This is a genomic window from Microbacterium rhizomatis, assembly GCF_008710745.1.
GTDB classification, from domain to species: Bacteria; Actinomycetota; Actinomycetes; order Actinomycetales; family Microbacteriaceae; genus Microbacterium; species Microbacterium rhizomatis.
Genome location: NZ_VYSA01000001.1, coordinates 1,689,041 through 1,700,936, shown reverse-complemented (window position 1 = coordinate 1,700,936; position 11,896 = coordinate 1,689,041). Strand labels below are relative to the sequence as shown.

Sequence of the window (11,896 nt, the reverse complement as noted above, 5' to 3'; positions counted from 1 at the left end):
GCGGCTCACCGGATCACGATCACGACGAGGGCGAAGCGGGAGCGCCGTTGAGGGTGAAGAGCAGCTCGAGGCTCTCGCCGGGTTGCAGCTGCAGCGTCGAGAGGCCCTCTTCCGCGTACGCCCACTCGCCGCCCGCGGGCTTCACCCACAGCGACCAGTATGCGAACGCGGCGGGCATCGCTGCGCACGTCTCGAAGTACTGCGAGCCGTCGGCGGCCGTCAGCGCGAAGTCTGCGGCGGGAACCCCGTTCACCCGGCACACGACCTGGTCGCCGTACTGGGTGGTTCCCTCCGTCTTCAGACCCGCGTCGGCGAGGACCGCGGTCGCGGCGATCGGTGCGGTCGTCGAGATGCACGTCGAGCCGGCGGGCCCGTTCTCGACCGCGAGGTCGCCGGTTTCGACCACGACCCGGACGCCGGTGCACTCGGCGGAGTCCGACGAGGCTGAGGCCGACGCCGAGCTCGAAGCGGCGGTCGTGCTCGAGGAAGTGGCGGCTGTGCTTGCACAGGCGGCGAGGGTGACCAGCAGCGCGGCGGTCGCCGCGGCGGTCACGAGGACGCGGGGCAGGGATATCACCGTTCCAGCGTAGGGCCGCGTCGTCTGCGCAACCCGCCGCATGACGCTCCGGGTCAGCGCCCCCGCCGTAGGCTGAGCGGGTGAGCGTTTCCGAATTGTTCGATGAGAGCGAATGGATGCCGGCACCCGGCTCCGAGACCTACACCGACGTCACGTCGCATCTCTCGAAGGACGGGCGCATCGCGCGGATCGCGTTCGACCGCCCCGAGGTGCGCAATGCGTTCCGCCCGCACACCGTCGATGAGATGTATCGCGCGCTGGATGACGCCCGCCAGAACCCGCGCATCGGGGTCGTCCTGCTGACCGGCAACGGTCCGAGTGCGAAGGACGGCGGGTGGGCGTTCTGCTCAGGCGGCGACCAGCGCATCCGCGGGCGCGACGGCTACACGTACGCCGGCGACGCCGCGACCGCGCCCGACCCGGCGCGCGTCGGGCGGCTGCACATCCTCGAGGTGCAGCGGCTCATCCGCTTCATGCCCAAGGTCGTGATCGCGGTCGTGCCCGGCTGGGCGGCAGGCGGAGGGCACTCGCTGCACGTCGTGTGCGACCTGTCGATCGCGTCGGCGGAGCACGGCAGGTTCAAGCAGACGGATGCCGACGTCGGATCGTTCGATGCGGGATACGGTTCGGCCTACTTCGCCCGCCAGATCGGGCAGAAGTTCGCCCGCGAGGTGTTCTTCCTGGCTGAGGAGTACTCGGCGCAGCGCGCGTACGAGATGGGCGCGGTCAACCGCGTCGTGCCCCACGTCGAGCTCGAGCGCGAGGCGATCTCGATGGCGCGGACCATCCTGACCAAGTCGCCGACCGCGATCCGGATGCTGAAGTTCGCGTTCAACGCGGTGGACGACGGCATCATGGGCCAGCAGGTGTTCGCCGGTGAGGCGACCCGGCTCGCGTACGGCACCGAAGAGGCGGTCGAGGGCCGCGATGCGTTCCTCGAGAAGCGCGAGCCAGACTGGTCGCCCTACCCGTGGCACTTCTGACCGGTCCGTCGGTGCGATGAGGCTCGAGCACGTCGCCGGCGACGATCCGCGCGACATCCTGCGCGCCCTCCGCGGAGCTCTGCACGGCGCAGGTCCCGCTCTCGGTCTGGGAATGGTCGGTGCCGAGCCCGTCGAAGTCGAGCCGGGCACGGCCGTCGTCGTCACGACCTCGGGGTCGACCGGCGTCCCCAAGAGCGTCGTCCTCAGCCGCAGCGCGCTCACCTCGAGCGCGCTGGCCACCGCCGCCCGCATCGGCGACGGCGCCTGGCTCCTCGCACTGCCGGCGAGCTACGTCGCAGGCCTGCAGGTGCTCGTCCGCGCGATCGTGTCGGGCCGTGAACCGGCCGTGCTCAGCGGGAGGTTCAGCCCGCAGGCCTTCGCCTCGGCGGCGCTCATGATGGCCTCGAGCGACGGCGGCCACCGCATCCCGACCTATACCTCGCTCGTTCCCGCGCAGCTGAGCAGGCTCCTGGATGCCGGCGAGAGCGACCGTTCCGTCGCGACGGCCCTGACGTCTTTCGAGGCGATCCTCATCGGCGGGCAGGCGCTCCCCGCCGCGACACTGGAGCGGGCCCAGGCCGCCGGAGTGCGCGTCGTCCGCACGTACGGCTCGACCGAGACGAGCGGGGGCTGCGTGTACGACGGCCGCCCGCTCGACGGCGTGCGGGCGCGGATCGTCGCCGGCGAGCTGCAGCTGAGTTCTCCGACGCTCGCGGACGGGTATCTCGGCGACCCCGAGCGAACGGATGCGGCATTCCTGCGTGATCCCGACGGCTCGCGCTGGTATCGCACCGGCGACACCGGCCTCATCGAGGACGGCGTCGTGCGCGTCCGGGGCCGGATCGACAACGTCATCGTGTCGGGCGGCATCAACATCTCGCTCGATCGGGTCGAACGGATCGTGCGGTCCGTTCCGGGTCTGCAGAATGCGGTCGTCGTGGGGATCCCCGATGAGAAGTGGGGCGAGGCGTCCGTCGTCGTCGCGTCCCGCGGCGAGGCGCTGCGGCGCAGCGAATCGGTGCAGCTCGAAGAGGCCCGCGCAGCGGTAGCGGACGAGATCGGTCCCCATGCCCGACCGGTGCGGCTCGTGCTCGTGGACGAGCTGGCGCTCCTGCCATCGGGCAAGCCCGATCGAGACAGCATCCGCCGCCTGGTCGCCGCGCTCCACTAGCGATCGTCAGCGCAGGGGCGCCCGAATCGGGCTTGCTGACTTAGCCTCTCGGCTCCGAGAGAGCATCCAGAGCGTGGCACCGACGACCGGTATGAGAGCGACGAAACACCACATCACCAATCGCCAGCCGGTGACTCTGAGAGTACGGAGGTGGAGGCGAGAGCCCACACAGCGTACGCAAGGGCGAGGAGCGCGAGCGTTGAGAGCACAGCGTCGAACAGCGAGGGAACCAGAGGATTGGCCGTGCCCACGCTCAACTCCAGCCCTGGGCGATCACTGTTCTTTACAACTTGAGAGCTGATCGCGGGCCTTATGCCGGGTGTGGAGATGAGATCAGTGACCGGCGGGTGATCACGAGGGGAAATGGGGAATATCGACGTGCGCCGGTGACGACGGACGGCCCCACTAACCCTCGCGCTGGCGTGCTCTCGCTGAATCTCGCGGGAAGAATCGCTGGGTAGAACGGTCGGCAACGCCGCGGTACGCGAGCGGGGGCGTCAGTTCTCCGGGCGGCGGTCGCTGACGTCGACGACGCAGAACCGATTGCCCTCGGTGTCTTCGAGCACGACGTAGTCGGCGTCGTCCGGATAGCCGTCCCAGTCGACCTCGCGGGCGCCGAGGGCGAGCAGCCTCTCGATCTCGGCCCCCTGATCCTCGGCGTACAGATCGAGATGGATGCGGGGCGGGTAGTGCTGCGGGTACCCGGTCACCGAGAGGGCGATGCTCGCCCCCGGGGCGTTCCACGACGGCTTGTCGGCCGGGTCGAGGATGACCCAGTCCTCCGACGGCTCGCGCCTGTTCACGTACCCCAGGGCCGACCGCCAGAAGTCGCCGGCGCGCGTGATGTCTTCTACGGTCAGCACGACCGTTCCGATGCTCAGCATGCCGCCATTGTCGCCTCACCGGCCGGATCGGCCAAGGGGAGTGCGCGGGGTCATCGCTGCGAGGCCTAGGATTTCTCCTCGTGGCAGGAACCCCGAGCAAGAAGCGCAAGACCGCAGGCACGAAGCGACGGCCGCCGCGCGGCAATCCGCAGCGGCCGCACCAGCCGCGCGACCCGCGGGCGGTGACCAAGGCGACCGCAGCGGACTGGATCGGCGCGGCCAGACTGCGCACGCTGCCCCTCACGATCACGCCGATCCTGATCGGCACGGGTGCCGCGCTCCTCGTCGACAACGCGCTGCACTGGGTGCTCGCGCTGCTCTGCCTGGCCGTGGCGGTGAGCCTGCAGATCGGCGTGAACTACGCGAACGACTACAGCGACGGCATCCGCGGCACCGACGACAATCGCGTCGGCCCTGCCCGCCTCACCGCGTCGCGCAAGGCCACGCCGCGGGCTGTGCTCGGTGTCGCCCTGGCGTTCTTCGCGATCGCTGCGGTCGCCGGGCTCGCGCTCACGATCCGCACGCAGCAGTGGTGGCTGATCGCCGTCGGCGCCGCCTGCATCGTCGCCGCATGGTTCTACACCGGCGGCAAGCGCCCGTACGGCTACGCCGGCCTCGGCGAGCTGTTCGTGTTCGTCTTCTTCGGGCTCGTCGCGACCGTCGGCACCACGTGGGTGCAGGTGCAGGCGATCCCCCAGGAGGCGTGGTTCGGCGCTGTGGCCGCCGGCCTCCTCGCGTGCGCCGTGCTCCTGGCCAACAATCTCCGTGACATCGACCAGGACCGCGCATCGGGGAAGCGCACGCTGACGGTGCTGATCGGACGCCGGGCCACCCGCATCCTGTTCACGGTCTTCGTGCTCGTGCCGTTCGCGATCGCGATCTTCCTGGCGCTGTTCTACCCGATCGCGTGGCTCGCGCTGCTCGCCCTGCTCGCGGCGCTCCCCGCGATCCTCATCGTGTGGACGTACCGGCTGCCCTCGGAACTCGTCGTCGCCCTCGCGCTGACCTCGCTCACCTCGGTCGCCTACGGGGCGTTCCTGTTCTGGGCGTTCCTCGGCTGATCCGGCGCGCTTGCACCGGTTCGGGATGCGGGGGCTCAGCGCGGGTCGGAGGCCTCGGTCGGGGCGGTGCGGGTTGCCCCGCTCTGCGTCGTGGTCGATGCGGCGGCGTCGGCCGCGGCATCCTCGATGTCTTCGTCCTTCGAGGCGGATGACGGGGCCTTCGCGCGCCGCTGCTGCACCTGCGCCGAGACCTGGGCGAGCGGGCGCCGCAGGAACAGCATCGACAGGCTCAGTCCGATCAGTGCCGCGAAGATCGCCGCGAGCCAGTAGAACTGCTGGAACAGCGGGAAGAGCATGAGGATGCCGAAGGGCACGAGGAACGCGAGGAGCCGGAGCACCGTATAGACCAGCACCGGAGGAAGCTTCACCTCCTCATCCTAAGACGGGTGCACGCGGGCGCCTCCGCCTGGGGGCTCCCTCACAGTTCGGTCTCGGCCGGGCCTGCGCCGGTGTGCGCGCCTAGGATGGGTGTGTGCCCAGAGTGCTGCTGATCCTGGCGCTGGTGCTGACCGCTTTCTGGGTTTTCACCATCGTCGACTGTGCTGTGCAGCCTCCGACGCGCCATCGCGGCGTCAGCAAGCCGATCTGGATCCTGATCGTGCTCCTGCTCCCCGTCCTCGGCGGCATCCTCTGGCTCCTGGTCGGCCGGGTCCGCGCGTCGGCGATCGCCGCACGCCGCGCCCCCGATGACGACCCCGAATTCCTCGGTCAGATCGGAACGCTCAGCGATCAGGACGAACGGATCCGCCGTCTCGAAGAAGAGCTCGCCCAGCTCGACGCCGAAGACGCCGATCCGCGATGGACGCCCCCGGCGAGCGACGTGCCGCCGGCTGCCGCCGAGTCGCCCGAGGCCCCCGCCGCGCCCCACGACGCCGAGCTCCCCGCTGACGGCGACGACGACGGCCGCGGTCAGCGCGGCGCCGTCAACTGAGCCGTGGACCATCCTTTCGAGCCCGAGCAGCCGGAGCCCGAAGGCGCTGAGGCGCCGATCGATCTCCGCAGCGCAGCGGCGCCCGCGACCGATGCCGCCGCGGCGCTGCTGTGCAGCCTCGTCGAGCTCGGCGTCCGCCACATCGTCCTCAGCCCCGGCTCGCGCTCGCAGGCGCTCGCTCTCGTCGCCGCAGAACTCGAGCGCCGCGGTGCGGTGCGCCTGCACGTCCGCATCGATGAGCGCGTGGGGGGATTCACGGCGCTCGGCATCGGACGCGAGACCCGGATGCCCGCGGTCGTCGTGTGCACGTCGGGCACAGCATCCGCGAATCTTCTTCCGGCAGCCCTCGAAGCGCACCACTCCGGGGTGCCGCTGGTGCTGCTGACCGCGGATCGGCCGCCCGAGCTGCGCGGAGTCGGCGCCAATCAGACGACGCGGCAGCCGGGAATGTTCGCGCCGAGCACCCGATTCGACACCGATCTGCCCGTACCGGAGGCGACCGACGTGGACGGCAGCGGCGAGCAGAGCGCGATGCTCCGCGATGTCGCCGAGCAGGCTGTTGCCGCCGCTCTGGGGGTGGGGACGCGGGCACCGGGGCCGGTGCACCTGAACGTGCCCTACCGTGAGCCGCTCGCGGGCGAACTGCCGCCGTGGATCGGCGTGCCGGCGACCGAGTTGGCGACGACGACCGGGCCCGATCCCGATGCCGTACCCGAGCCGGAGGGCTCCGAGTTCGAGCCGTCCGGCGCGCTGTATCAGGGCGGAGGCGGCATCGGCGAGGCCGATCTGCCCGCCGAGCCCGACGATGACCCCTATGTGGTCGTCCGCGGTCCGCGCACCGTCGTGGTCGCCGGCGCGGGCGCCGGCCCGGACGCCGAAGCCCTCGCCCACGCGGGCGGCTGGCCGCTGATCGCCGAGGTCGTGAGCGGTTCGAGGTACGGGCGCAACCTCGTGCACGGGTATCGCGCCCTGTTGCGTCGGCCCGAGCTCGGGGGCCGCATCGAGCGGGCGATCGTGCTCGGGCACCCGACGCTCAGTCGCGAGACGGCCGCGCTCCTGTCCGACAGCGAGGTCGAGGTGCTCGCCGTCCGGGGTCCGGGCGAGCCGCTGAACCTCAACGGGGCCACGGTGCCGCTCGACACGGTGGCCGTCGCCGGCGGCGACGTCGACCGGGAGTGGCTCGCGCAGTGGCAGCGGGCGTCGCGCGACGCATCCGTGGACCTCACTCCTCCTGCGCCGGACGCGGACGGCCTCGCCTCGGCCGTACCCGCCGAACGGCTCGGAGCCGTCGCGGCCGAACTCGAGGTACTGCGCGCACCGATCGACCGCGCGAACCTCGTCGATGCGGTCTGGCGGGCGACGTGGCCGCACGACCGGCTCGTCTGGGGCTCGTCGCGGCTCGTCCGGGTCGCCGATGCCCTGGTCGGCGGCAAGAAGGTGCCCGTGCACGCGAATCGGGGCCTCGCCGGCATCGACGGAACGATCGCGACGGCGATCGGTGTCGCCGTCGCGAGCCAGGACGCGGAGCGCGCGGGGGTCACCCGGGTAGTGCTCGGCGACCTCGCCCTGCTGCACGATGTGGGTGCTCTGCTCCTGCCCCCGGGCGAGCGCGAACCGCGCATCCAGGTGATCGTCGGCAACGACGGCGGCGGCACGATCTTCGACGATCTCGAGGTGTCGGCCGTCGCGGCGCCCGATGCGATGGATCGGGTGCTCTACACGCCGCAGTCGGTCGGCATCGAGGCGCTCGCCGCGGCCTATGGGTGGGACTACGTCCGGGTCAGCACCCGCTCGGCCCTCGACCAGGCGCTCACGTCGCCGGTCGGCGGGCGTCAGATCATCGAAGTCCCCCTCTCACGCTGACCTCGACACCCCGGGTGCAACCGCGCGACGTAGGGGCGGAGCATCCGTCATGATGTGTGCATGAACGCGAAGAACCAGCGCGACTGGTCAGTGGATGCCCTCGACGTCCTTCGAGTGGACGAGGGGTTCCGCCTCGCCGACGTAGACCCCGAGTCCTCGCCCGGCCACCCCGGTGGCAAGGCGCGCGGTGCCGACGACCTCGCGAGGGGGGCCGCCGGCCTCGACCAGCTGCAGGAGCGGCTCTTCGCCGCGAGTCGCACGGACGCGACGGACGCCTCGGTGCTGCTCGTACTGCAGGCGATGGACACGGCGGGCAAGGGCGGCATCATCCGCCACGTGGTCGGGTCGGTCGACCCGCAGGGCATCATGCTCACCGCTTTCAAGAAGCCCACGCAGGAAGAGCTCGCCCACGACTTCCTCTGGCGCATCGAGAAGCGCGTCCCGACGCCGGGCATGATCGGCGTCTTCGACCGTTCGCACTACGAAGACGTGCTGATCGGACGCGTGCGCTCGCTCGCGCCCGCCGACGAGATCGAGCGACGCTACGGCGCGATCAACGACTTCGAGAAGCGGTTGACGGATGCCGGAACCCGCGTCGTCAAAGTCATGCTGCACATCTCGCGCGACGAGCAGCGTGATCGGCTGATGGAGCGCCTCGACCGCCCCGACAAGCATTGGAAGTACAACCCCGGCGACGTCGACGAGCGCGAGCTGTGGGCGCAGTACATGGACGCCTACCAGGTCGCGTTCGAGCGCACCTCCACGGACTACGCGCCCTGGTACGTCGTACCGGCCAATCGCAAGTGGTACGCCCGGCTCGCCGTCCAGGCGCTCCTGCTCGAAACGCTCGAGGGGATCGACCCCCAGTGGCCGACCGCGACGTTCGATGTCGACGCGGAAAAAGCGCGCCTCGCGGCCGGCTGACCCCCCCGACCCCCCGCCCTCCGCGCCCCCCCCCGGGGCGGAGCATCCTGTGATCAAGTACTTGATGTGATACAGTACTTGCCATGACACAGGACGATGCCTTCGCCGCCGATCTGCTGCGCGGGCACACCGACACGATCGTGCTCGGGGTGCTGCGCCGCGGCGACAGCTACGGCTTCGAGATCTACAAGGCGATCCGCGAGGCGACCGGCGGCGAGCACGAGATCAAAGAGGCGACCCTCTACGCGACCTACCGCCGCCTCGAGAAGGACGGCCTCGTCGAGTCGTACTGGGGGGATGAGACGCAGGGCGGTCGCCGCAAGTACTACCGGATCACCGACGCCGGCCGTGCTGTCTTCGGTGGCAACGTGCAGGCGTGGGTCGCCACCCGCCGCGTCATCGACTCGCTGCTGGACGTCGCGTCCCGCCCACTCACCGGCCAGAAGGACTGACATGAACACCGACATCCACCGGCTCTTGGACGAGGCCTTCGCCGGCGTCGCGATGACCGCCGACGCGCAGGACCTCAAGGAAGAGATCCGCGCCAACCTCGTGGCCCGTGTCGCCGAGCTCGAGGCGACGGGTCGCCCGCCCGCCGACGCCGCCCGAGCGGCGATCTCCGAGCTCGGCGACATCCGCGAACTGCTGGGTGAGACGGATGCCGCGGCCCCGCCTCGCACGGATTCCGTGCAGGACGCATATCTGCGCCACCGGGTGCGCCCGAAGGCGGGGTTCGTCGTGAGGGTGGTCGTCTGGTCGCTCGCGGCCATCGTCGGCACCGTCCTCGGTGTCCTGGCCGCGACCGGCATCCTCCCGATCGTGCTCGGCCCCGTGTTCGCGTTCTTCGGAGTCGCGGCCACCGGGGCGGGCCTGGCCGTGGGAGATTCGCTCGCGCAGGAGACGACGACGAACCACCCGATGCCGCCGAACCGAGCGGCCGGATTCGCGGCCGCGACCTTCCTCGCCTTGTGGGGACTCGTGTTCGTGTTCCTCGTCGCGGTCGGGGCTCTCCCGGTCTGGGCGGTCGTCTTCGCCGCCCTCGGGGTGATCGCGGCGATCATCCTGTTCGCGTTCCTCGGTGCGACACAGACGAACCGCAAGAAGGCCTGGGTGCGTTCCGCCCATCAGGCCTACGAATATTCGAGCCGGTTCGAGGAGGAACCGCAGACCGCGGCACGCTTCGGCATCTACACGGCCGTCATCTGGCTCGTCACGTTCGCCGTCATCGCCGTGCTCGTCTTCACCGTCGGGTGGTGGTGGGCGCCGCTCGCCTTCGTCGGGGGCTTCGCCGCCATGATGCTCGTCCTCGCCCGCATGATGTTCGGCGCCCGCAAGAACGTCTGATCGCGCGGCCGTCCGGCCGCTCTCGCACACTCATCGAAGGAAGGGATGCTCCGCCATGCCCGCAACCACCACTCGCCGTGCCCTCGACGCGACCCTGCTCACGCCCATCGGCGCGGGCGTGTTCACGGTCGCCTGGCTCGTCCTCGGCGCTATCAGTCCGGGATACGAGCTGTTCGGCCACGTGATCGCGCCCTACTCGTGGATCGCCCAGCCCGTGAGCGGGCTCGGGCTCGGCGTGACCGCGGGGTGGATGAACGCCGCGTTCATCGTCGGAGGCGTTCTCGTCGCGGCGGGCACGGTCGCGGCGATCCCCCGATGGCGGGCCCTCGGGGGTCGCGGCACGACCGCCGTCGTACTCATGTCGGCGATGGGCCTCGGCATGATCGTATGCGGCGTCTTTACTCTCGAGTCGATGATGATCCACCTCTCCGGCTTCCTGCTCGCTGTGCCGGTGCCGGCCCTCGGTTTCGTGTTCGCGGCCGCGGCGACGCGTTCCACCCGCCCGCGCCTCGCTGTCGTCGGCGCGGGGGGCGGCATCCTCACCCTCGTCCTCTTCGCGATCTTCATGATCACGTTCGACGCGACCGGTGCCGGCGGCAACGCCGGCATCGCCGGCCTCACTCAGCGCTGCCTGATCACCGTCGCCCTGGTGACGCAGTCTCTCCTGGTCACCTCCGTCCCCGCCGTGCCCGCCCGCCCGCCCCGTCCTTCTTTCTCCCGCGAGACCGGATAGGCGCCACGAAACACCGACGAACGCGGCCGGTCTCGTCGCGCCTATCCGGTCTCGCGAAACGTGAGGGGAAGGGTCAGGCCAGGGCGTCGACGATCGGGCGGAACTTCACACGCGTCTCGATGAGCTCCGACTCGGGCTGGCTGCCCGCGACGATCCCGGCGCCGGCGTGCGCAACGACCCGGGTCGTCTCCGCGTGGGCGCGGGCGGGCGCGGAGCCGAACTGCGCGCACCGCAGAGCGATGGCCCACTCACCGTCGCCGCTCGCGTCGATCCACCCGACCGGGCCGGCATAGCGCCCGCGGTCGAACGGCTCGAGGCGTGCGATCAGCGCGAGCGCGGCATCCGTGGGAGTACCGGCCACGGCGGCGGTCGGATGCAGCGCCGCGACGAGATCGAGCGACGAGGCCGCATCGCTGAGCGCACCCTCGACGTCGGTGGCGAGGTGCCACACATTCGGCAGTTTCAGCATGAACGGCTGCTCGCTCGCCGCGAGTGCGCTCGTATGGGGGCGGAGTGACTGCAGCACGCTGTGCACGGCGTAGCGATGCTCGTCGAGATCCTTTGCGCTCGTTGCCAGACGGACGGATGCCGCCGCATCCGCATCCGCGTCCCCTCCGCGCGACGTCGTGCCGGCGAGCACCCGCGCCGTCACCGTCCCGGCCGAAACGGTGACCAGCGTCTCGGGGCTCGCACCGATGATGCCGTCCATGGCATACGTCCAGGTGTCGGGATACTCGGACGAGAGAGCGCGGGCGAGGCGGCGGAGGTCTGACCCCGCAGGGATCGTGCCGACGAGGTCGCGAGCGAGCACGACCTTGCTCACCTCGCCGGTGGCGATCGCGGCCAGCGCGTCGCGGACGGCGTCCTGATACCCCTCGGGCCCGAGCGAGCCCGGCCCGAGCGTCCCCGACCAGTACGGCCCGTACGGCGCCGGCGCGAGCGGCGGCGCCGGCGCGAGCGGCGGCGGGGAGTGCTCGATCGGGGCATGGATGCGGGTGAGCCACGACCGGCCGCCCCGGCGGCCGATGATCGCCGACGGCACGATGATCGAACTCGGCGACGCCGAGGCGTCGTCGAAGGCGAGAGCGCCGAAGCCGACGAGCCCGGTGCCGGGCACCCCGACCGCGTCGTCCACCTCGGCGACCGCCGTCAGGTCGCGCCAGGCCCGGGCGAGCCTCGTCGCACGGGAGAGGGGGGAAGCCTCGGAAGGGGCCGCATCGACGCGGAGCGTGGCGACGGCCGTCGATCCGGCCAGCGCCACCATTCCCTCTCCGCGTCGGAGCCAGGCCAGGGGCTGCCGGGGATCCGCGTACTCCAGCAGATCGTCGACCGGCTCGATCTCGCGGGTCTCGACGAAAAGACGCGGAGCATCGATCACTGTTCAACCTTAGAGCGTGTGCGAGTACCGGGTCCCGTGGGGACGCA

Annotated in this window: 13 protein-coding genes; 9 read left to right on the top strand and 4 right to left on the bottom strand. The window is 70.8% G+C overall.

Annotated elements, in window-relative coordinates:
* Positions 1-19: 19 nt before the first annotated feature.
* The gene (locus F6B43_RS07890) at positions 20-577 is read right to left on the bottom strand and encodes a hypothetical protein (RefSeq protein WP_343030080.1); all 558 of its coding nucleotides are present in this window, start codon (positions 575-577) and stop codon (positions 20-22) included.
* Between the two features lie 80 nt (positions 578-657).
* Here F6B43_RS07890 and F6B43_RS07885 point away from each other — a divergent pair, with 80 nt between their 5' ends.
* Positions 658-1,560, top strand: coding sequence for a 1,4-dihydroxy-2-naphthoyl-CoA synthase (locus F6B43_RS07885; protein ID WP_150448244.1), 903 nt, complete (start codon positions 658-660; stop codon positions 1,558-1,560).
* Positions 1,561-1,576: 16 nt separating this feature from the next.
* Positions 1,577-2,731, top strand: coding sequence for an AMP-binding protein (locus tag F6B43_RS07880; protein ID WP_150448243.1), 1,155 nt, complete (start codon positions 1,577-1,579; stop codon positions 2,729-2,731).
* A 497-nt stretch (positions 2,732-3,228) separates the two neighbouring features.
* On the opposite strand, the gene F6B43_RS07875 is transcribed toward F6B43_RS07880, so the two are convergent.
* Positions 3,229-3,615: a VOC family protein gene (locus tag F6B43_RS07875; RefSeq protein ID WP_150448242.1), complete on the bottom strand. Its 387-nt coding sequence runs from the start codon at positions 3,613-3,615 to the stop codon at positions 3,229-3,231.
* Positions 3,616-3,695: 80 nt separating this feature from the next.
* Between F6B43_RS07875 and F6B43_RS07870 the strand changes: the two genes are divergently transcribed.
* Positions 3,696-4,676: a 1,4-dihydroxy-2-naphthoate polyprenyltransferase gene (locus tag F6B43_RS07870; protein WP_150448241.1), complete on the top strand. Its 981-nt coding sequence runs from the start codon at positions 3,696-3,698 to the stop codon at positions 4,674-4,676.
* A gap of 35 nt (positions 4,677-4,711) precedes the next feature.
* On the opposite strand, the gene F6B43_RS07865 is transcribed toward F6B43_RS07870, so the two are convergent.
* Entirely contained in the window at positions 4,712-5,044 is a 333-nt protein-coding gene (locus F6B43_RS07865) for a DUF4229 domain-containing protein (RefSeq protein ID WP_150448240.1), read from the bottom strand.
* Positions 5,045-5,148: 104 nt separating this feature from the next.
* Here F6B43_RS07865 and F6B43_RS07860 point away from each other — a divergent pair, with 104 nt between their 5' ends.
* The 6 genes from F6B43_RS07860 to F6B43_RS07835 all read left to right on the top strand — a co-directional run bounded on the left by F6B43_RS07860 (position 5,149) and on the right by F6B43_RS07835 (position 10,471).
* Entirely contained in the window at positions 5,149-5,607 is a 459-nt protein-coding gene (locus F6B43_RS07860) for a PLDc N-terminal domain-containing protein (RefSeq protein WP_150448239.1), read from the top strand.
* A gap of 57 nt (positions 5,608-5,664) precedes the next feature.
* Complete coding sequence (menD, locus tag F6B43_RS07855) at positions 5,665-7,470, top strand: 2-succinyl-5-enolpyruvyl-6-hydroxy-3-cyclohexene-1-carboxylic-acid synthase (protein ID WP_150448509.1); 1,806 nt, start codon at positions 5,665-5,667, stop codon at positions 7,468-7,470.
* Between the two features lie 60 nt (positions 7,471-7,530).
* Positions 7,531-8,394 (top strand): polyphosphate kinase 2 family protein, encoded by an 864-nt coding sequence (locus F6B43_RS07850; protein ID WP_150448238.1) that lies wholly within the window; start codon positions 7,531-7,533, stop codon positions 8,392-8,394.
* 83 nt (positions 8,395-8,477) lie between these two features.
* Positions 8,478-8,846 carry a PadR family transcriptional regulator gene (locus F6B43_RS07845; protein ID WP_150448237.1) on the top strand — a complete coding sequence of 123 codons (369 nt, stop codon included), beginning with the start codon at positions 8,478-8,480 and terminating at the stop codon, positions 8,844-8,846.
* A 1-nt stretch (position 8,847) separates the two neighbouring features.
* Positions 8,848-9,738: a permease prefix domain 1-containing protein gene (locus F6B43_RS07840; RefSeq protein WP_150448236.1), complete on the top strand. Its 891-nt coding sequence runs from the start codon at positions 8,848-8,850 to the stop codon at positions 9,736-9,738.
* A gap of 55 nt (positions 9,739-9,793) precedes the next feature.
* Complete coding sequence (locus F6B43_RS07835; protein WP_150448235.1) at positions 9,794-10,471, top strand: DUF998 domain-containing protein; 678 nt, start codon at positions 9,794-9,796, stop codon at positions 10,469-10,471.
* Positions 10,472-10,544: 73 nt separating this feature from the next.
* Here the strand turns inward: F6B43_RS07835 and F6B43_RS07830 are convergent, their stop codons facing one another.
* Entirely contained in the window at positions 10,545-11,846 is a 1,302-nt protein-coding gene (locus F6B43_RS07830; RefSeq protein WP_425486822.1) for an isochorismate synthase, read from the bottom strand.
* Positions 11,847-11,896 lie beyond the last annotated feature (50 nt).

What these genes read in the sequence shown, in the direction of transcription:
- F6B43_RS07875 (WP_150448242.1), bottom strand. Translation starts at nt 3,615, where the DNA reads ATGCTGAGCATCGGAACGGTCGTGCTGACCGTAGAAGACATCACGCGC.
- F6B43_RS07835 (WP_150448235.1), top strand. Translation starts at nt 9,794, where the DNA reads ATGCCCGCAACCACCACTCGCCGTGCCCTCGACGCGACCCTGCTCACG.
- F6B43_RS07840 (WP_150448236.1), top strand. Translation starts at nt 8,848, where the DNA reads ATGAACACCGACATCCACCGGCTCTTGGACGAGGCCTTCGCCGGCGTC.
- F6B43_RS07845 (WP_150448237.1), top strand. Translation starts at nt 8,478, where the DNA reads ATGACACAGGACGATGCCTTCGCCGCCGATCTGCTGCGCGGGCACACC.
- F6B43_RS07880 (WP_150448243.1), top strand. Translation starts at nt 1,577, where the DNA reads ATGAGGCTCGAGCACGTCGCCGGCGACGATCCGCGCGACATCCTGCGC.
- F6B43_RS07850 (WP_150448238.1), top strand. Translation starts at nt 7,531, where the DNA reads ATGAACGCGAAGAACCAGCGCGACTGGTCAGTGGATGCCCTCGACGTC.